We start from the raw sequence: 19020 nt of genomic DNA on the forward strand, positions 1-19020 counted from the left end.
GGCGGGTGAGCGATGTCCGCCGTCGGCGCGCAGGTGGCCGTGCAGCCGCTACAGCTGACCGGCGTCACCAACATCGCCGAAGCCCTACGCCGAAACAGCGGCAACCCCCACCGACCGCCGCGACTCCTCGGAATAGCATGAAACGGTCGATCCGCTACCTTGCAGAGACCGTGGCCGGGCCCCCACCGCAGTGACGACGCCCGAAACGGCTGTGGCCCGTGCGATCCTGTTTTGCGATAACGGCGATAGGGCGCGGCGGATCGTCTGATCGCCGATCCGCCGCTTTTCAAGGAAAGGACCCAGCCGATGGCGTACGACCGTGAACTCGCAGATCGGATCCGCGAGGCCCTCTCCGGCCTCGCCGTGCGGGAAGTGAGTATGTTCGGCGGCCTCACTTTCATGGTCAACGACAAGATAACCGCCACCGCCAATACGCAGGGCGATCTCATGGTCCGCTGCGACCCGGCCCGGGTGGGCGATCTGCTGGAGCGCGACGGGGCGGAATGGCCCGTCATGCGGGGCCGAAAGATGAGCAAGGGGTGGATCGTCGTCAATGCCGGGTGTGTCGAGTCCGACGAGGTCCTCACCTCCTGGATTCGGGAGGCCCTCGACTACAACGGGAAGGTGACCGGACGTGGCAAGTAAGCAGGGAACCGCCCGGTTCACCGGGTTCCCCCGTGAACCGTTCACCCTCCTGGAGGGTCTGGAGAGCGACAACTCCAAACCCTACTGGGATGCCAACAAAGGCGAGGACTGGAAGGCACGGACGGCCGATGACGGTCAGACCGCGATCAGCTCCGTCAGGTGGCCGGGAGCAGGTCGGCGAGCAGCACCTCGATGCGGGCCTTGATCTCGTCGCGGATCGGGCGGACCGAGTCGACGCCCTTGCCGGCCGGGTCTTCGAGTTTCCAGTCCTCGTAACGTTTGCCGGGGAAGACGGGGCAGGCGTCGCCGCAGCCCATGGTGATGATGGCGTCGGACTCCTTGGCGGCGTCCCAGGTGAGTTTGGTGGGGGTCTGGTCGGTGATGTCGATGCCGACCTCCCTCATCGCCTCGACCGCGGCCGGGTTGATCGTCTCGGCGGGGGCGGAGCCGGCGGACCGGACTTCGACCTTGTCGCCGGCGAGGTGGCGCAGCCAGCCGGCGGCCATCTGCGAGCGGCCGGCGTTGTGGACGCAGACGAACAGGACGGTGGGCTTGGTGTCGCTCATGAGCGGTGGCTTCCTTGAGGGTTGGTAGTGAGCGGGCTGAACAGGGTCTGAACCCGGATGTCGATCTCGGCCGGTGTGGCGGTGGCCGTCGCGAGGATGTCGGTGCTCAGGTGCGGCGGGCCGGGTCGGCGTGGTCGTGCGGGACCACGACGGCGTCGGCGTTGTCGCCGGCGTGCGGGTACAGCGCGACCACCAGAGCCACGCCGATGAGCAGGCCGACGAGTTGTGCGACGACGAAGCCGGGCACCGAGGCCGGGGCGATGCCGGCGAAGGTGTCGGTGAAGGCGCGGCCGATGGTGACCGACGGGTTGGCGAAGCTGGTGGACGAGGTGAACCAGTAGGCGGCGCCGATGTACGCGCCGACCGCGGCCGGTGCGACCGAGGCGCGGCCGGATCTGCCGAGGGCGAAGATCAGCAGGAGCAGGCCGACGACGGCGACGATCTCACCGAGCCACAGGTTGCCGGCGGCGCGTTCCTTCGTCGACATCGTGACGGGCGCCAGGTCGAACATGAGGTTCGCCAGGATCGATCCGGCGATGGCTCCCAGGGTCTGCGCTACGGCGTACCCCCCGAGGTCCTTGATCGTCAGGCCGGTGCCGGAGCGGCGGCCGAGGAACCAGTCGGCCGCCGACACCACCGGGTTGAAGTGGGCGCCGGAGACCGGCCCGAAGGTGAGGATGAGCGCGCCGAGGGCGAACGCGGTGGCGACCGAGTTCTCCAGCAACTGCAGGCCGACGTCGTTCGGCGAGAGCTCGACCGCCATGATGCCGGAGCCGACGACGGCGGTGACCAGCAGCGCGGTGCCGAGGAACTCGGCGAGCAGCCGCCGCCACAGAGTGATCTGGTGCATGAGAGTGGTGTGACTCCGAGTCGTATCGGTGGAGGTGGGTTCAGCCGGCGAGGACGGCGAGCTGATCGAGCAGGCGCCGGGCGCGGCGTCGACGGACAGCTCGCGCGGGATCGGGATGGATCAGGTCAGCCATGGTCGGCTCCCGGATCGAGGGCGGGCGCGATCCGGTCGATGCGGCCGGCGAGGTCGGTGTAGGCGGCTTCGAACGCCTCGTCGGTGTCGACGCGGGCGGGGTCGGGCACGGACCAGTGCAGCCGGGGCCGGATCGGACCGGTGAGGTCTTCGTGGGCGTTGTCGCAGACCGCGATGATCAGGTCGCCGTCACCGACCACGTCGTCGACGTGGTTGGTGCCGGCCGGGTCCAGGGCGAGGCCGTGGGAGTGGGCGACCCGGACCGCCCGGGGGTGCACGCGCGGGGCCGGGAGTGTGCCGGCGGAGGCGACCTGGCCGCCGATGCGGTCGCGCCACAGGGCGGCGGCGAGCTGGGAGCGGGCGGAGTTGTGGGTGCAGACGAACACGACCCGCTCCGCGCTGTCCAGCCGTGGTGCGGTGAGCGACGACAGCACGCCCGGCACCAGTCGCAGGTAGGTGCGGCGGCGGTCGCCCTCGGATCGGGTGCGCACCAGCAGGCCCGCCTCCTGCAGGACCTTGACGTGGTGGGCGACCAGGTTGGTGGGCATGCCGAACTCGGCGGCGATCTCGCCGGGGGAGGCGTCGCCGAGGGTGAGCGCGTCGACGATGGCGAGGCGGGCGGGGTCGCCGAGGGCGGCGTGCACCCGGGCCCGCGCCGTCAGCGACGAAGTGTCAGCGTTCATTGAGTCAATGATTACTGAGCTTCCTCGCCGACGCAAGCGGATCGCCGTGGGCCGGGAGAAAGTGGTGTGGGTTCTCGGTGAATCCGAGCCGGGCGGTCTCGGAACCGCACCACACCCGCCCGATCCGCTACGCCGCACCCACACGGCGGGCCTTCTCGGCGAGGCGTACGGGGCGGCAGGGCTCGGCCCACCGCCAGGCCCACTGCCGGCAGCACGGGAAGACCTCCCGCGCCGGCGGGCACTCCGGGGCGAGGCCGGCAAGGGCAAGCAGCGCCGCGGCCCACCGCCGGCCGGCCAGCCGCGCGGCGGCCTCCCGGACCACCGGCGCGTACGTCTGCGGGTCGGCGGCGACCAGCGCCTCGAGCGCGGCGACGGCTCGGGCCCGGACCGGTTCGACCGGGTCGACGGTGCGTTCGGCGAGGAACCAGGCGTACGCCGGGGACGGCTCGGCGGCCATCGCGGCGACGGCCGCCTCCCGGGCATACCCATCACGGTCCACGGAGGCCAGCGCGGCCGCCAAGCCGAACTCCGGTCGGGGGCGCCGCCAGGGAAGCCGGTGGCCCCGGCCGGACGCGGCAGCGGTCACGACGTCCACGAACGGCCGCAGCTCGGCGGCGAGGCCACCGAGACGGCCGTGGTAGCTCAGCCCGTCCAGCAGGCCCGGGCAGCGTCTCAACTCGGCGAGCGCGACCGACCCGACGACCCCCGGATCGGCCAGCGCCCGCAGCAACTCGCGCAGGCCGTCGCCCTCGTAACGGCCGGCACGGGCGGCATACTTCCGGATCAGCACCCAAGACGCCCTCTCCCGGCCGGCCTGCCACCGCTGTTTCCGAGCGCGGAAATGTTCCACGCCGGCCGGAAGGCAGAAAATCCCGAACACCACGCCCGGCAAACCCAGGGAGAGGTGCTCGAAGAAGCCGAACCCGTGCCCGAAGCCGTCGACGGCCAGCACGACGCCCCCGCCGCCGACGAGGATCCCGCTGCCGAGCAGGATGAGCCCCCTGGCGACGTCCTCCGGAACCCAGGACGGCCGGAGCCCGGGCCGGTTCAACGCCGACCTGTCCTGCCGCGGACGGCGCTGCCGGCGGGCGCGGGCACCGAACCGGTACGCCAGCGACACGACGGCGACGACGGCGACGACGGCCAGGTATCCGGCGATGAATCGCGGCGCCTCGACGGCGATCTCGACGAATCGGACGGCCATCCGCACGATGCCGACCGCGACCACGACGAGTGCCACTCCTGACACCGTCCGGGTGACGACGCCGGTCACGCTCCACCGCGGCAGTTTCTGGCTCATCCGCGCACCGTACCGATGCCGATGGTGAAGTCGGTGAGCCCGCCCGCCCCGAAACCGGTGCCGGCGGCGTGCCCCACGCCGAGCCCCGGCGGCTACTCGACCGAGGCGGCCCGCTCATCCGCGCCGGGGCGTGACCTAGCTCGGCGCGTCCGCGGCGAGCAGGCCCGCCAACTGCCGCAGGATCGTCGCGCGGGCGCGGTAGTACACCCACGTGCCGCGCCGCTCGGAGTCGACCAGGCCGGCCTCGCGCAGCGTCTTCAGGTGGTGCGAGATCGTCGGCCCGGACAGTTCGAACGCCGGCGTCAGGTCGCACACGCACGCCTCGCCGCCCGGCGCGGACGCGATCATCGACATGAGCTGCAGCCGCACCGGATCGCCGAGCGCCTTGAACGCCGGCGCCAGCACGGCGGCGGTCTCCGCGGGGAGGGGTTGCTGAGCCAGGGGCGGGCAGCACGGCGTCGCGGTGTCGAGGTCGATGAGGGTGAGCGCGCCGGACTGTTTCGTCATGCGTCTAGGTTGACATCTATCAAAACAACGTGCAACTCTCTGTTTCGACAAGCGTCTACTTCAACGGATGTCGAGGCAACATGAAAGACTCACCACGTTCCGCTTCCTCGCTCGCCGCGTCCGCCGCCTGCTGCGGCGACCAGCCGCCGGCCGACCTCACCGGGCCTGACCTCACCGGGCCTGACCTCTCCGCGCCTGACCTCTCCGCGCCTGACCTCTCCGGGCTCGGCGAGGCAGCCGGGACCGCCGCCCCATGCTGCGGCACCACCGCCGAGGCCCGGCAGGCGGGCTCCTGCTGCGGTCCGGGCGCGAAGAAGGAGGCGGTCGCCTCCGGACAGGGCTGCTGCGGATGACCAGCCCGGACGTCACCACCTTCTCGCCTCGATCCGTCTCACGACAGGAGCTCCCCTCATGACCAGCAACTTCCCGGACCTGCCCGTCGTCGTCATCGGCGCCGGCCCGGTCGGTCTCGCCGCCGCCGCCCAGCTCACCGAGCGCGGCCTGCCCTTCCTCGTGGTCGAATCCGGCGACGGCCCGGCCGCCGCCGTCCGCGAGTGGGGCCACGTGCGGCTGTTCTCGCCGTGGCGGTTCAACATCGACCCGGCCGCCGCCCGCTTGCTGTCCGACGCCGGCTGGGTCCGGCCCGACGACGACAAGCTGCCGACCGGCGCCCAGCTCGCCGCCGACTACCTGCAGCCCCTGGCCGACCTGCCGGCGATCAAGCCGAACATCCGCTACGGGGCCCGGGTCGCCGCGGTCACCCGGTTCGGCCTCGACCGGGTGCGCAGCCTGGGCCGCGACGCCACGCCCTACCTGGTCCGGCTCGCCGCCGGCGAGGACATCCTCGCCCAGGCCGTCATCGACGCCTCCGGCACCTGGGGCACCCCCAGTGTGCTCGGCGCCTCCGGCATCGCCGCGCACGGCGAGACAGAGGCTGCGGCGTACGTCGACAGCGCTCTGCCGGACGTCCTGGACCGCGACCGGGACCGCTTCGCCGGAAAGCGCACCCTGGTCGTCGGCGCCGGTCATTCGGCCGCGAACACGCTGCTGGCCCTGGCCGAGCTCGCCAAGCAGGCGCCCGGCACGACGGTGACCTGGGCGATCCGCGCGAGCAGCCCGGCGCGCACCTACGGCGGTGGGGGAGCCGACGCGCTGCCGGCCCGCGGCGCTCTCGGTTCCCGGCTGCGCGAACACGTGGAGAACGGCACCATCACCCTGTTCACCGGCTTCTCCGTCGAGAGGGTCACGCCGGCCGGCGACGCGGTGCGGGTGTCCGACGGTGAACGGCTGGTCACCGTGGACCGGATCGTGTCCGCGACCGGGTTCCGCCCGAACCACGCGATCACCGGTGAGCTGCGCCTCGACCTGGACCCGATCCTCGGCTCCACCCGGGCGCTGGCTCCGCTGATCGACCCGAACGAGCACTCCTGCGGCACCGTCCCGCCGCACGGCATCGACGAGCTGACCCATCCGGAGCCGGGCTACTTCGCCATCGGCGTCAAGAGCTACGGCCGGGCGCCGACGTTCCTGCTCGCCACCGGTTACGAGCAGGCCCGCTCGGTGGTCGCGGCGCTGGCCGGCGACTGGGACGCGGCCCGTGACGTGCGGCTCGACCTGCCCGAGACCGGCGTCTGCAACAGCAACCCGGTCGAGGGCGACGACGCCGTCGCCACCGGTGACGGCTGCTGCGGGGGCTCCGCGCCGGCCGCCGTCGAGCAGCCGGCCGGGCGCGGGCTGGCCACCGGCATCGCCGGTGGGCTGCTCACCGCCCCGTCGAACCTGATCACCCTCGGCGACAAGCCCGCCGAGGGACAGCCCGGCTCCTGCTGCTGACCTCGTGAACACCGTCATCCCGCCGGCCGCTGCCGGCCGGCGGGTGTTCCACGGCTGGTGGCTGGTCGCCACCTTCGCCATCACACAGACCATCGGGTACGGCACCCTCTACTACACCTTCGCCGTGCTGTTGCACCCGATCGCCGCCGACCTGAACGCCTCGCCGGCGGCCGTGACCGGCGCCCTCACCGTCGCGATCCTGGTCCAGGCGGCCGTATCCGTACCGGTCGGCCGCCGGCTGGACCGGCACGGCGGCCGTGCCCTGATGACCGCCGGCGCGGCCCTCGGCGCCGGCATGCTCGTCGCCTGGTCGCAGGCGACGGCGGTGTGGCACCTGTACCCGGTCTTCGCCGGGCTCGGCGTGGCGATGGCGATGGCGCTGTACGAACCGGCCACCGCCGTCCTCGTCTCGTGGTTCGACGCCGCCCGGCGCCCGAAGGCGATCCTCGGCATGATCGTCGTCGCGGGATTCGCCAGCACCGTCTTCATGCCACTGGCCGGGCTGCTCACCGACCGGCACGGCTGGCGCACCACCTTGCTGATGCTCGCGGCCCTCTACGGCGCGATCGCCGTACCGCTGCATCTGCTCGTCGTGCGCCGCCCACCGGAGCCGGCCGTCGCCGCCCGGCGCGTCACCGCCGCCCACCGCCGTGACCGGAGGAGGGCCGCGCTCCGGGACCGCCGGTTCTGGTGGCTCGCCGCCGCGTTCGTCGCCCACAGCGCCGCGATGGGCACCATGACCGTCCACCTCGTCGGTTTCCTCACCAGCCGGGGCCACCCCGCCACCTTCGCCGCCACCATCGCCGGGCTCCTCGGCATCCTGTCCGTCACCGGCCGGCTCCTGCTCACCGCCGCCGGCCGGCGGCTGCGCCTGCACCGGATCGTCGCCGCCATCTTCGCCCTGCAGGCCGCCGCCGCGTTCACCCTGCCCGCCGTCGCGAGCAACCGTCTCGGCGCGATCCTCACCGTCACCGCGTTCGGGCTCGGCTTCGGCATCGCCAGTCTCGCCACCCCACAGTTGCTCGCCGACCGTTACGGCACCACCGCCTACGCCGGCATCGCCGGCGTCCTCGCGGCTCTCGTCACCCTCGCCAAAGCCGCCGCGCCACTGGCCGCCGCGGCGCTGCTCACCGCACCCGGCGGATACCGGACCGTCCTGCTCGCCATCGGCAGCGCCAGCCTCCTCGCCGGCGCCGGCATCCTGGCCCGCGCCGACACCGAGCGCCCCGCCGACACGGAGAGCCCCGCCCATGGCACCGCCGTTCCGGTCACCGCGGCCGGGACGGCGGCGGCAACTGATGTGAACGACCACAACAGAATGACCTGACCCGGGCGAGCCGAAAGTTTCGGGCCTAGCGGCTGATGCTGGATCGGGGAGTGGCGGGCGGTGTGGGTCATGCAACTGCACGGATACCGCATCCATCAGAGAACCTGCTGGCAGATCCGTCTTCGTGGCAAGGCGTGCCGATTCTTTCGCTGCTGATAGTTGCGAAAATCTTCCGGGACTCCTTGTTTCAGTCCTGTTACCGTGCCAGCATGGCGTTGCATTGAAGTCCATCGCTTTTGACCTGGGCTGTGCGCTCCCCCGGCTTTCCTTCACACACGCGTAGCGGGTGCGACCCGCCATGCGTGTGATGCTCGGCGGCCGGACGCAGAGCCGAGAAGGGAGACCTTCGTGGCAACCAGTTCCCCCCTCCCTCCCGCCGGCGCGCCGCGGCGGCGATCGTTGCGAGCCCGAACGCTGCTCGCCGGCGCCGTGGCCGCCGTCGGGGCGTTCAGCGCCGTGATGGTGATGCCGGACGCGAACGCCGCGGCCAGCACTCTCGGCGCCGCGGCTCAGCAGTCGGGCCGGTACTTCGGCACGGCGATCGCCGCGGGCCGGCTCGGTGATGCGACGTACACCTCGATCGCCGGGCGTGAGTTCAACATGGTGACGGCCGAGAACGAGATGAAGCCGGATGCCCTGCAACCTCAGCGGGGCCGGTTCAACTTCAGTTCCGGTGATCAGATCTACAACTGGGCGACCCAGCGGGGCATGAAGGTCCGTGGCCACACCCTCGCGTGGCACGCGCAGCAGCCGGACTGGATGCGGAACCTCGGCGGGAGCAGCCTGCGCCAGGCGATGATCGAGCACATCAATGGTGTGATGGCCCACTACCGGGGCAAACTCGCCGCCTGGGACGTCGTCAACGAGGCCTTCGAGGAGAACGGCAGCCGCCGGCAGTCCAACCTGCAGTCCACCGGCAACGACTGGATCGAGGTGGCGTTCCGCACCGCGCGCGCCGCCGACCCGTCGGTCAAGCTCTGCTACAACGACTACAACATCGAGAACTGGTCCTACGGCAAGACGCAGGGCGTCTACAACCTGATCCGCGACTTCAAGTCGCGGGGCGTGCCGATCGACTGCGTGGGCCTGCAGACCCACTTCACCGGTGGCAGCTCGCTGCCGGGCAACTTCCAGCAGACACTGTCGAGCTTCGCCGCTCTCGGCGTGGACGTGACCCTGACCGAGGTTGACGTCACCAACTCGTCCACCTCGCAGTACGCCGGCCTGACCCAGGCCTGCATCAACGTGCCCCGCTGCATCGGCATCACGGTGTGGGGCGTGCGGGACAGCGACTCGTGGCGTGCCAGCGAGAACCCGCTGCTGTTCGACCGCAGTGGCAACAAGAAGGCGGCCTACACGTCGGTGCTCAACGTCCTCAACGGCGCCGGCCCTGGCCCGTCCTCGCCGGGTCCGAGTGGGAGCCCCTCGACCCCGGGCGGAGCGAACCGGATCGTCGGCGCCCAGTCCGGCAGGTGTGTCGACGTGCCCGGCGCATCGCAGAACAACGGCACCCGGGTCCAGCTCTACGACTGCAACGGCCAGGCCAACCAGGCCTGGACCCGCACCTCCGGCAAGCAGTTGACCGTCTACGGCAGCAAGTGCCTGGACGCGGCCGGTTCCGGCAACGGCTCGGCCGTGCAGATCTACAGCTGCAACGGGCAGGCCAACCAGCAGTGGAACGTCAACGCCAACGGCACCATCACCGGCGTGCAGTCCGGGCGCTGCCTGGACGTCTGGGGGACCGGTAACGGCCAGCAGGTCCAGCTCTACGACTGCGGCGGCCAGGCCAACCAGAGATTCAGCCTGAGCTGACCCCGCCGCGGTGGAGGTGGTGTGGCGGCATCACCCGCGCCACGCCGCTTCCACCGCGCGTGCGGTCCTGTCCGCATGACATTTCGTCGCGGCCCCGTCGCGGCCCGGATAATTGTTTTCGTGGCCCGTGAGATTCGTTCCACCTAAAGTGTTATGCGGGCGAGTGACGTGCAGTCGTAGTAATCTGCGAGTCGATTTTTCTAAAGACCCTCTTGAATGTCTCGAAACATCCTGGCAACCTTCTGCATTAAGCTTGTTAGCGCTCCCAATGCAAGCCGATATCACACCCCGCCACGCTGACCGCCGTCCGGTCGTGGCCAGCACCGCCTCCGCCAGCCAACGATGGAGTCGCGTCCGATGTCGAAAAGATCGCTCGTCAGCATTCTCTGCACGGCCGCCATGCTCGTCCTTTTCGCCGTGTTCCCGGCCGCCGCACACGCGGACAACCCGATCGTGCAGACCGTCTACACGGCCGACCCGGCGCCGCTGGTGCACAACGGCCGCGTCTATCTCTACACCGGCCACGACGAGGACAACTCGACGTACTTCACCATGAAGGAGTGGCGGCTGTACTCGTCCGCCGACATGGTCAACTGGACCGATCACGGTTCCCCGATGAGCCTCGCCACCTTCAGGTGGGCCAGCGCCAACGCCTGGGCCGGCCAGGTGGTCCAGCGCAACGGCAAGTTCTACTGGTACGTGCCGGTCACCAACCGTGCCACCGGGCGGATGGCCATCGGTGTCGGGGTGGCCACCAGCCCGACCGGTCCGTTCACCGACGCCATCGGGCGTCCGCTCGCCGAGAACGGCGAGATCGACCCCACGGTGTTCATCGACGACGACGGCCAGGCCTACCTCTACTGGGGAAACCCCAATCTCTGGTACGTGCGGCTGAACGCCGACATGATCAGCTACTCCGGCGGCGTGACGCGGATTCCGCTGACCACCGCCGGTTTCGGCACGCGCACCGGCAATGCCGCCCGGCCGACGCTGTACGAGGAAGGGCCCTGGGTCTACAAACGCAACGGCACCTACTACAACGTCTTCGCCGCCCGATGCTGCTCGGAGTTCATCGGGTACTCCACGGCGCCCGGCCCGACCGGGCCGTGGACCTATCGTGGCACCGTCATGCCCACACAGGGCAGCAGCTTCACCAATCACGCGGGAGTCATCGACTTCAACGGCGGCTCGTACTTCTTCTACCACAACGGGGCGCTGCCCGGCGGCGGCGGATACACCCGCTCGGTCGCCGTGGAGAAGTTCACCTACAACGCCGACGGCACCATTCCGTCGATCACGATGACGACGACCGGTGCGCCGCAGATCGGGACGCTCAACCCGTACGTCCGGCAGGAGGCCGAGACCATCGCCTGGAGCTCCGGTGTCGAGACCGAGCCCGCGAGCGAAGGCGGCATGAACGTCGGCTACATCGACAACGGCGACCACATCAAGGTGAAGGGCGTCGGCTTCGGCTCCGGCGCGACGTCGTTCTCCGCACGGGTCGCCTCCGCGACCGCCGGTGGCCGCATCGAACTGCGGCTGGGCGGCGCCACCGGCGCTCTCGCCGGGACGTGCACGGTTCCGGCGACCGGCGGCTGGCAGACCTGGACCACCGTCACCTGCCCGGTCAGCGGCGCCACCGGCACCCGGGACCTGTACCTGCGCTTCACCGGCGGTGGCGGCTCGCTGTTCAACGTCGACTGGTGGCGGTTCGCCGGCACAGCCGGCGCCGGTCGCTGACCGGCGGCCCGTGTTCGGCCGCGCCACCACGGCGATCAGGGCGGGCGGAGATCACTTTCGAACATGTCCGAAGCGGCCCTCGCCGACCAGAGACGCGTGAGCCGCCATCCCCACCAGGGAGATCCCATGATCGGATCCAGATCGTTGAGTGCCGCGCTGGTGTCGGGAGGCCTCGCGCTGCTGGCGTCCACAGCGGTCGTCGTGGCGTTGCCCGCGGATGCCGCCGCGGCCGGCTGCTCGGTGGACTACACCGTGTCGTCGCAGTGGCAGGGCGGGTTCGGCGCCAACGTGGCGATCACCAACCTGGGCGACCCGTTGTCCGGGTGGACGTTGACGTGGTCGTACGGCCCCGGGCAGACGGTGACCCAGGCGTGGAACGCGTCGGTGACGCAGAGCGGCTCCGCGGTGACCGCGCGGAACGTGAGCTACAACGGTGCTGTCGCGACCAACGGCACCGTGTCGTTCGGTTTCAACGGATCGTGGACCGGCGCCAACCCCGTACCCTCCGGGTTCGCCCTCAACGGCGTGGCCTGCACCGGATCGACCGTGCCGTCGTCACCGTCCGGCCCGTCTCCGTCCACCTCGCCCTCGACGCCCGGCGAGACGTGCCCACTGCCGTCGACTTACCGCTGGACGTCGACGGGACCCCTGGCCAATCCCAAGGCGGGATGGGTCTCGTTGAAGGACTTCACCACCGTCGTCCACAACGGCAAGCACCTCGTCTACGCCTCGAACGTCGCCGGCTCGTCCTACGGCTCGATGAACTTCACCCCGTTCACCAACTGGTCCGACATGGCCTCGGCCGGCCAGAACGGGATGAACCAGGGCGCTGTGGCGCCCACGCTGTTCTACTTCGCCCCCAAGAACATCTGGGTCCTGGCCTATCAGTGGGGCGCGTGGCCCTTCATCTACCGGACCTCCAGCGACCCGACCAACCCCAACGGATGGTCCGCGCCGCAGCCGCTGTTCACCGGCGGCATCGCCGATTCCGGCACCGGCCCGATCGACCAGACCCTGATCGCCGACGGGCAGAACATGTACCTGTTCTTCGCCGGTGACAACGGCAAGATCTACCGGGCGAGCATGCCGATCGGGAACTTCCCGGGCAACTTCGGCTCGTCGTACACCACGATCATGAGCGACACGAGGAACAACCTGTTCGAGGCGCCCCAGGTCTACAAGCTCCAGGGGCAGAACCGGTACCTGATGATCGTCGAGGCGATCGGCAGCCAGGGACGCTACTTCCGCTCGTTCACGGCCGGCAGCCTGAGCGGTTCGTGGACCCCGCAGGCCGCCAGTGAGAGCAATCCCTTCGCCGGCAAGGCCAACAGCGGCGCCACCTGGACCAACGACATCAGCCACGGCGACCTGGTGCGCAGCAATCCCGACCAGACCATGACCGTCGATCCCTGCAATCTGCAGCTGCTCTACCAGGGTAAGAACCCCAGCGCCGGTGGCCCCTACGACCAGCTGCCGTGGCGGCCGGGCCTGCTCACCCGGCAGCGGTGACCGTCGTGCCCGGCCGCGTCTAGGCCCCTGGATCTTTCATCGGTGGGGTGCCGGCCCGTCGCGCTTGTTGAACCGAGCGCGACGGGCCGGCGTGGCGCGCTCGGCGATCGGGACGCGGGACGCGGGACGCGCGGTCTATGCGGTCGTTTCGGCGGGGGCGGACCCGGCCAGCACCGCGCCGTCGCCGGACGCCGCCGGCGGGCCCATGCCGGCGACCTCCATCAGGGCGTTGGCGGTCGTGACGGCGAGCCCGTCCAGCTCGCGGGCCTGCATGACGGACCGGACGCTGGCTCCGTCGAAGACCATGGTCAGCTGGCGGGCCAGCAACTCGGGGTCGCGAGCGCCGCCGCGTCGCGCCTCGTGGCGGAAGAACGCGGTGAGCCCGTCCTTCTGCCGGCGGGCGACCAGGCTCGCCGGGTGCTCGGGGGAGCGGGCCTGGACCGCTGTCGCGACGAACGGGCACCCGAGGAAATCCTGCGCCGGCTCCAGCTCTTCCAGGCGTTCGAAGACGTGCCGGATCCGTTCCCGCGGTGATCCGCCGTCATCGGCGGCCGGCAGCAGGGCGGCCGAGTATTCCGGCGCGACGCGTTCCAGACTGGCGGCGACCAGGTCCTCCTTGCCGGCGAAGAGCTGGTACATCGAGCGCTTGGACACGCCCGCGGCTCGGCACACCGCGTCGACGCCGACGTGGATGCCCTGTTCGTGGAAGAGCTTCGCCGCGGCGTCGAGCAGTCGTGCGCGCGTGGAGGCGGTACCGGCGGGCGGTGTCTGAGTCCCCATGATCCCAGGCTACCCGCGTCCTCACGTTTCGAAAACCGATCAGTTTACGGCGTGGCGCCGGCCGTCGACCGCCGGCTTGCGGCCGGAAACAGATCGGTTTATGGTGGTGAAACAGATCGGTTTCCTCCGAGGGCCGCCACCGCTGCCGTCCGGGTGAAGCGTCTTCATCGAGCTGCCGAAAGTCCGCGACCCTCTCACTTCGCAGGAGATCATCATGACGTCGAACAAGCCGATCGCGCTCGTCACGGGCGCGTCCGCGGGTATCGGTAACGCCGTCGCTCTCGGGCTGGTGAAGGCGGGTCACGAGGTGATCGGCACCGGCCGGCGCACCGCACACCTCGCCCGCCGCGACGGCGTGACCTATCTCGATCTCGACGTGACCAGCGACGAGTCGGTCGCCGCCGCGGTCGCGCAGGTCATCAAGCGGCACGGCCGCATCGATCTGCTGGTCAACAACGCCGGGGTGGCTTCGGCGGGGGCCGCCGAGGAGAGCTCCGTGGCGCAGGTGCAGGCGCTGTTCGACGTGAACGTCTTCGGCGTCGTCCGGATGACCAACGCCGTCCTGCCGCACATGCGCGCCCAGCGGCGCGGCCGGATCGTCAACATCTCGTCCGTGGTCGGGTTCATGCCCGCGCCGTTCATGGCCTCCTACGCCGCCTCCAAGCACGCGATCGAGGGCTACTCCGAGTCGCTCGACCACGAGGTCCGCGAGCACGGCGTCCGGGTCCTGCTGGTCGAGCCCGGCTGGACCAACACCGGCATCGAGGCCAACAGCTTGCGCCCCGACACCCCGATGGACGTCTACGCCAAGCAGCGCGCCGTCGCCGACAGGCTGATCGTCGAGGCGGTCAAGGCCGGCGACGACCCGGTCGCCGTCTCCCAGGCGGTCATCGCGGCCGCGACCGACATCAAGCCGAAGCTGCGGTACACCGCCGGCTCCCGGGCCGGATTCGTCAGCACGATGCGCCGCGTCGTACCCGCGCGGGCCTTCGACCGGCAGATCCGCAAGCTCAACCAACTGGCCGGCTGAAGCCGCGACGGGAGGTGGCGGCCCGGGCCGCTGCCCGGACCGCCTCGTGGATCATGACGAGGCGTCACCGGCCGGCGAGCGCGATCCCCTGGTAGCCGTCCGCGGTGGCCACCACGGCGTAGCCTCCCGCCACCGCGCCGACCGCCCGCGACGCGCCCGCCGGCGGCCGGCCGGAACCGACCGGCTTCCCGGCGGCATCGCAGGCGGTGGCGATGTTGCCACCCTCCCGGTCGAACCTCTCGGCGGTGCCCTTCGGATGGGCGTATCCCTCGTGGAAGGTGAACCGGCTCACTTCCAGGCACCAGAACGTGGCGTCCTTCCGCGGCACGGTGACCGCGCCGTCGGTCAGGTCGATCATCCGGTGCCCGCTGCCGAGCTCGACGACGATCGTGTGCTCACCCGCCACCGCCGCGCGCTCCAGCCCGCCGGCCAGCTGTTCAGAGGCGCCGGCCGGCACCGACCAGCGGGTCTTCCCGGTGCGGGGGTCGAAGCCCTCCAGTGTCACGTCCAGATCCTCGAACGTGATCTGCAGAGGGTCGAAGACGACGTGCTCCCGGCCGCGGACCCGGCACCGGACCGGCTCGTACGGCAGGGGGACCCCGATGGCGCACGCCACCACGGATCCGGCGTCACGCCACAGGACGGCCCCGGTCTTCTCGTCCAGGCCGGCGCTTGCGCTGACGGGCGCGAGGTCGAAGTCGACGGTGGTGGCCGTCCTCTCGCCGGGGCCGAACACCGAGCCCGCGAACACGCCGTCGGCTCGAAAGTGTGTCCAGTTCCAGCCGTTACTGGTGCTGAACCCGGCGGGAAAGGCGTCCGTCAGCGGCCGCTGCCACCGGATCGCCCCGTCCCGGACGAGAGCGATCCGCTCGTCCGGACGGCCGCCCAGGTCGTGCAGCCCCGCTTCGCCGATGACGCGGGCGGTCGTGGGGAGAGCGACGGGGTACGGCGTGAAGGCGCCCGTCGCGACGTCGAGCCGATACCCGCGCATCTTCCCGCCCGCGTCCGTGGTCGCCATCGCGCAGGCTGCCCGGTCGTCGAAACACCTCTCCGGCACGGTGCGGAACAGCGCGGGCGGGCTGCTCTGCTCCACCCGCCCGGTCGCCGCGTCGACGATCACCAGGCTCGCCCACTGCGGCCCGCGCTGCGACCGTGGCTCCAGAAAGGTCACCTTGTCGCCGACCTTGTGCGGCGTCAGCTCGATGCCGACCGTCTGCCGGCTGGGCGTGACCTCGCGCTCCCAGATGATCGTGCCGTTGCCGGGCCGGATGCCCTGCGCGTAGAGGTGCCGGTCCCGGACCACGTATGCCACCGCGACGCCGCCGGCCTCGATCGGCTGGCCGACCGGCCGCAGCCCCGAGACGCTCCAGTCCGCCGCCGCGGTGGCGGGCTCACCGCCGGCGCCGGCCGTGACGGCGATGGCGAGCAGAGCGGTCGCGAAGGCGCGCATGGTGACCTTTTCATGTGCCGCGAAGAAGGGGGAGCTCGGACATTTCGCCGCCAGCCTAGGCGCGCGCGGTCCGGCCCGTCCGGCCGTCGGAGAATTCCGATGAGGTCCGGCCGAACCGGTGACGGGCCGGACGCCGCCTCTGTCATCCCTCCGGCCGCATGACGGTGCGAGTCACGGGCGCGAACGGGGATAGAGCAGATACGGGTTCCGTGACTTCTCGAAGGCGGCCAGTTCCTCCTGCCAGGAGCCGGTGATGTCGGTGACCGGCGCGCCGGCGTCGACCATCGTGCGCAGCCGTGCCGACCCGGAGAGCAGGTCGACGAAGGGCGGCCGGCCCGGGTTGTCGTCGCGCCAGGCGAAGCCGGGCAGGCGGCGCGCCTCGACCAGCATCGTCACCGCGGTCCGGATGGGATCGAACACCGCGGGGTCGGTCACCTTGATGTCGATTCCGGTGCAGAGCCGGTCGGTGAACTTGTGATAGGTGGGCACGAAGTACGCCTCGCGCAGCGCCACCCCCGGCAGGCCGTGCCCGGCCACCCGGTCGCGCCACCGGTAGTCGAGGCCCGGCGCGCCGATGAGTTCGAACGGCCGGGTGGTGCCGCGCCCCTCGGACAGCGACGCGACCCCTTCGAAGAGGCAGGTTCCCGGATAGACCGCCGCGGTGTCCACGGTGGGCATGTTCGGACTCGGCATCACCCACGGGATGTCGATCTCGCCTCCGTGCAGGCGGCCGTCCCATCCCAGGCACGTGACCACCTCGAGCGTCGCCGGGCGGCCGGCCGGCTCCTGCGGCAGCAACTCGCCGTTGTAGTAGCGGGCCAGCTCGCCGACCGTCATGCCGTGCTGCTGCACGATCGGCTTGAGCCCGACGCCCGAGGTGAAGCCGGGCTGGAGAGCCGGCCCGAAGGCCCGTCCGCCGACCGGGTTGGGACGGTCCAGGACCACATAGCGCAGCCCCAGCCGGGCCGCCGCGGCCATCGAGTCGTACAGCGTCCAGATGTAGGTGTAGAACCGGGCGCCGACGTCCTGGATGTCGAAGACCACGGTCTGCACACCGGCCTGCTTGAACATCGTCGCCCATTGGTCGTGCGTGGCGCGGTATCCGTCGTACACCTTCAGGCCGGTCCGGGCGTCCGTGCCGAAGCCCTCGCTGCCACCGGCGCGCGCCGATCCGCGAAAGCCGTGCTCCGGCCCGAAGATCCCGCCGATCGGCACCCCGGCGGCGTGCATCCGGTCGACCAGATGCCGATACTCCCGATCGACGGCGGTCAGGTTCGACACGACGCCGACCCGCCCGCCGCGGACCGCGTCCCAGCCGGAACCCGCGAGCCGCTCCAGCCCGGTGCGGACCCGGACGCGGCCGGCCGGCGCGGGGGAGACCGGTCCCGCGGCCCCCGGCCGGGCGCCCGTCGCGGCGAGGCCGGCCGCTCCGGCCGCGGTGAGGAGATGGCGGCGCTTCATCGGTGCCTCCGGGCAGTGTCGATCGGACGGTGTCGTGCTCACCCCAAGCTGATACGGGACCCGGCCGTCGCCCGCAGTGGATTCGGCGTCGGCTCCCACGTCCGGTGGACAGGCTTCTCCGGCTGTCGGCCTTCCTTGTTCGGTTGATCTCATGACAAGCTCTTGACCTCGCCATGCGGGCGGCAGAGGCTGCAGACACGCGCCGCGGAAACGCCGGGACACCGCTCGGCGACACTCGCTGGAGGGGAGATGCCGGACGTCGCGGGCGGCTCAGTGACCCCTCGCGTGGAGCGGGCCGATCACTTGTGCGGATGGCATCTTCCAGAGAGGAACTCCCATGATTCGTAGATCACGCGGGTGGGCGCCCGTGGCCGTCCTGTCCGTCACCATGCTCGTCCTCACCGCCTGCACCAGCCAGAACGCGGTCAATGCCGAGGACGAGAACAAGACCCCGGCAGGTGGGGCCGGCGGCTACGGCTACAAGATCGCGGTGGTCACGCACGGTGCGGCCGGCGACGCGTTCTGGAGCATCGTCAAGAACGGCGTGGAGAAGGCCGGCGCCGACATGGGCGACACGATCATGTACTCCAGTGACGGCGACCCGCAGAAGCAGGCGCAGCTGATCGACGCCGCGGTGAACCAGAAGGTCGACGGCCTGGTCGTGTCGATGGCCAACCCGGACGCGCTGAAGTCGTCGGTCGGGAAGGCGGTCGCCGCCGGCATCCCGGTCATCACGATCAACTCCGGCGCGGGGCGGTCCAAGGAGTTCGGAGCGCTGACCCACATCGGTCAGGACGAGAAGGTGGCCGGCGAGGCCGTCGGCGCCGAGTTGAGGAAGCAGGGCATCAAGAAGGCGATCTGCGTGATCCACGAGGCCGGCAACGTCGGTTTGGAGGAGCGGTGCGCGGCGGTGGCCGGCACCCTCGGCGCGCCGGTCGAGAACCTGCAGGTGGACATCAACAACCTGCAGTCCTCCCAGTCGACGATCAAGTCGAAGCTCCAGTCCGACACGGCCGTCGACGGCGTCGTCACGCTCGGCGGCCCGGTCGCCGGCGTCGCCGCCGCCGCGATCGGCGAGGCCTCCTCGGCCGCGCGGCTCGCCACCTTCGACCTGAACGCCGACGTGGCCAAGGGCGTCCAGGACGGCAAGATCCTCTTCGCCGTCGACCAGCAGCCCTACCTGCAGGGCTACGTCGCCGTCACGATGCTCACCCAGTACAAGGCGAACCTCAACGTCCTCGGCGGTGGCCAGCAGGTGCTGACCGGCCCCACGCTCGTGACCAAGGACAACGCCGCCCAGATCGCGCGACTGGCCGCGGCCGGGACCCGCTGACGACGGATGCCGCCCGGGGGGGGGGGGGGGGGGGGCGCGCCCCCCCCCCCCCCCAGGGGAGA

At 70.9% G+C, this 19020-nt stretch carries 17 protein-coding genes; 9 read left to right on the forward strand and 8 right to left on the reverse strand.

Features of this window, described 5'->3' with window-relative positions:
- Positions 1-306 precede the first annotated feature (306 nt).
- Positions 307-645: a TfoX/Sxy family protein gene (locus QLQ12_RS37005; protein WP_282765515.1), complete on the forward strand. Its 339-nt coding sequence runs from the start codon at positions 307-309 to the stop codon at positions 643-645.
- Between the two features lie 155 nt (positions 646-800).
- Here the strand turns inward: QLQ12_RS37005 and QLQ12_RS37010 are convergent, their stop codons facing one another.
- From QLQ12_RS37010 to QLQ12_RS37030, 5 genes are all read right to left on the reverse strand, one after another.
- Positions 801-1211: an arsenate reductase ArsC gene (locus QLQ12_RS37010; RefSeq protein WP_282765516.1), complete on the reverse strand. Its 411-nt coding sequence runs from the start codon at positions 1209-1211 to the stop codon at positions 801-803.
- A gap of 106 nt (positions 1212-1317) precedes the next feature.
- Complete coding sequence (locus tag QLQ12_RS37015) at positions 1318-2061, reverse strand: aquaporin (protein ID WP_282765518.1); 744 nt, start codon at positions 2059-2061, stop codon at positions 1318-1320.
- 125 nt (positions 2062-2186) lie between these two features.
- Positions 2187-2876 (reverse strand): arsenate reductase/protein-tyrosine-phosphatase family protein, encoded by a 690-nt coding sequence (locus tag QLQ12_RS37020; RefSeq protein ID WP_282765519.1) that lies wholly within the window; start codon positions 2874-2876, stop codon positions 2187-2189.
- Positions 2877-3003: 127 nt separating this feature from the next.
- A complete protein-coding gene (locus tag QLQ12_RS37025) occupies positions 3004-4176 on the reverse strand; it encodes a hypothetical protein (RefSeq protein WP_282765521.1) in 1173 nt (390 codons plus the stop codon).
- A 135-nt stretch (positions 4177-4311) separates the two neighbouring features.
- Positions 4312-4683 (reverse strand): ArsR/SmtB family transcription factor, encoded by a 372-nt coding sequence (locus QLQ12_RS37030; protein WP_282765523.1) that lies wholly within the window; start codon positions 4681-4683, stop codon positions 4312-4314.
- 80 nt (positions 4684-4763) lie between these two features.
- Between QLQ12_RS37030 and QLQ12_RS37035 the strand changes: the two genes are divergently transcribed.
- The 6 genes from QLQ12_RS37035 (at position 4764) to QLQ12_RS37060 (ending at position 12904) form a co-directional block, all read left to right on the forward strand.
- On the forward strand, positions 4764-5036 hold the full coding sequence (locus tag QLQ12_RS37035; protein ID WP_282765524.1) for a hypothetical protein: 273 nt from the start codon (positions 4764-4766) through the stop codon (positions 5034-5036).
- 58 nt (positions 5037-5094) lie between these two features.
- Positions 5095-6516 (forward strand): NAD(P)-binding domain-containing protein, encoded by a 1422-nt coding sequence (locus QLQ12_RS37040; protein WP_282765526.1) that lies wholly within the window; start codon positions 5095-5097, stop codon positions 6514-6516.
- A gap of 4 nt (positions 6517-6520) precedes the next feature.
- Positions 6521-7843, forward strand: a complete 1323-nt coding sequence (locus QLQ12_RS37045; RefSeq protein WP_282765528.1) for an MFS transporter — start codon at positions 6521-6523, stop codon at positions 7841-7843.
- 348 nt (positions 7844-8191) lie between these two features.
- On the forward strand, positions 8192-9655 hold the full coding sequence (locus QLQ12_RS37050; RefSeq protein WP_407651674.1) for an endo-1,4-beta-xylanase: 1464 nt from the start codon (positions 8192-8194) through the stop codon (positions 9653-9655).
- A 357-nt stretch (positions 9656-10012) separates the two neighbouring features.
- On the forward strand, positions 10013-11395 hold the full coding sequence (locus QLQ12_RS37055; RefSeq protein WP_282765531.1) for a glycoside hydrolase family 43 protein: 1383 nt from the start codon (positions 10013-10015) through the stop codon (positions 11393-11395).
- A gap of 126 nt (positions 11396-11521) precedes the next feature.
- Positions 11522-12904, forward strand: a complete 1383-nt coding sequence (locus QLQ12_RS37060; RefSeq protein ID WP_282765532.1) for a non-reducing end alpha-L-arabinofuranosidase family hydrolase — start codon at positions 11522-11524, stop codon at positions 12902-12904.
- Between the two features lie 135 nt (positions 12905-13039).
- Here QLQ12_RS37060 and QLQ12_RS37065 read toward each other — a convergent pair whose 3' ends face one another.
- The gene (locus QLQ12_RS37065; protein ID WP_282765534.1) at positions 13040-13684 is read right to left on the reverse strand and encodes a TetR/AcrR family transcriptional regulator; all 645 of its coding nucleotides are present in this window, start codon (positions 13682-13684) and stop codon (positions 13040-13042) included.
- A 214-nt stretch (positions 13685-13898) separates the two neighbouring features.
- On the opposite strand from QLQ12_RS37065, the gene QLQ12_RS37070 reads away from it, so the two are divergent.
- On the forward strand, positions 13899-14714 hold the full coding sequence (locus QLQ12_RS37070; RefSeq protein WP_282765536.1) for an oxidoreductase: 816 nt from the start codon (positions 13899-13901) through the stop codon (positions 14712-14714).
- Between the two features lie 64 nt (positions 14715-14778).
- On the opposite strand, the gene QLQ12_RS37075 is transcribed toward QLQ12_RS37070, so the two are convergent.
- On the reverse strand, positions 14779-16164 hold the full coding sequence (locus tag QLQ12_RS37075) for a PQQ-binding-like beta-propeller repeat protein (RefSeq protein ID WP_282765538.1): 1386 nt from the start codon (positions 16162-16164) through the stop codon (positions 14779-14781).
- A 171-nt stretch (positions 16165-16335) separates the two neighbouring features.
- Positions 16336-17625 (reverse strand): exo-beta-N-acetylmuramidase NamZ family protein, encoded by a 1290-nt coding sequence (locus QLQ12_RS37080; RefSeq protein WP_282765539.1) that lies wholly within the window; start codon positions 17623-17625, stop codon positions 16336-16338.
- A 367-nt stretch (positions 17626-17992) separates the two neighbouring features.
- Here QLQ12_RS37080 and QLQ12_RS37085 point away from each other — a divergent pair, with 367 nt between their 5' ends.
- The gene (locus QLQ12_RS37085; protein ID WP_282765541.1) at positions 17993-18958 is read left to right on the forward strand and encodes a substrate-binding domain-containing protein; all 966 of its coding nucleotides are present in this window, start codon (positions 17993-17995) and stop codon (positions 18956-18958) included.
- Positions 18959-19020 lie beyond the last annotated feature (62 nt).

Origin of the sequence: Actinoplanes sandaracinus (assembly GCF_030009775.1) — a bacterium.
Taxonomy (GTDB): Bacteria; Actinomycetota; Actinomycetes; order Mycobacteriales; family Micromonosporaceae; genus Actinoplanes; species Actinoplanes sandaracinus.

Excerpts from the sequence above, each read along its gene's own strand:
- QLQ12_RS37025 (WP_282765521.1), bottom strand. The coding sequence starts at position 4,176 with ATGAGCCAGAAACTGCCGCGGTGGAGCGTGACCGGCGTCGTCACCCGG.
- QLQ12_RS37055 (WP_282765531.1), top strand. The coding sequence starts at position 10,013 with ATGTCGAAAAGATCGCTCGTCAGCATTCTCTGCACGGCCGCCATGCTC.
- QLQ12_RS37035 (WP_282765524.1), top strand. The coding sequence starts at position 4,764 with ATGAAAGACTCACCACGTTCCGCTTCCTCGCTCGCCGCGTCCGCCGCC.
- QLQ12_RS37015 (WP_282765518.1), bottom strand. The coding sequence starts at position 2,061 with ATGCACCAGATCACTCTGTGGCGGCGGCTGCTCGCCGAGTTCCTCGGC.
- QLQ12_RS37060 (WP_282765532.1), top strand. The coding sequence starts at position 11,522 with ATGATCGGATCCAGATCGTTGAGTGCCGCGCTGGTGTCGGGAGGCCTC.
- QLQ12_RS37010 (WP_282765516.1), bottom strand. The coding sequence starts at position 1,211 with ATGAGCGACACCAAGCCCACCGTCCTGTTCGTCTGCGTCCACAACGCC.
- QLQ12_RS37070 (WP_282765536.1), top strand. The coding sequence starts at position 13,899 with ATGACGTCGAACAAGCCGATCGCGCTCGTCACGGGCGCGTCCGCGGGT.
- QLQ12_RS37040 (WP_282765526.1), top strand. The coding sequence starts at position 5,095 with ATGACCAGCAACTTCCCGGACCTGCCCGTCGTCGTCATCGGCGCCGGC.
- QLQ12_RS37020 (WP_282765519.1), bottom strand. The coding sequence starts at position 2,876 with ATGAACGCTGACACTTCGTCGCTGACGGCGCGGGCCCGGGTGCACGCC.
- QLQ12_RS37005 (WP_282765515.1), top strand. The coding sequence starts at position 307 with ATGGCGTACGACCGTGAACTCGCAGATCGGATCCGCGAGGCCCTCTCC.
- QLQ12_RS37065 (WP_282765534.1), bottom strand. The coding sequence starts at position 13,684 with ATGGGGACTCAGACACCGCCCGCCGGTACCGCCTCCACGCGCGCACGA.
- QLQ12_RS37080 (WP_282765539.1), bottom strand. The coding sequence starts at position 17,625 with ATGAAGCGCCGCCATCTCCTCACCGCGGCCGGAGCGGCCGGCCTCGCC.
- QLQ12_RS37075 (WP_282765538.1), bottom strand. The coding sequence starts at position 16,164 with ATGCGCGCCTTCGCGACCGCTCTGCTCGCCATCGCCGTCACGGCCGGC.
- QLQ12_RS37030 (WP_282765523.1), bottom strand. The coding sequence starts at position 4,683 with ATGACGAAACAGTCCGGCGCGCTCACCCTCATCGACCTCGACACCGCG.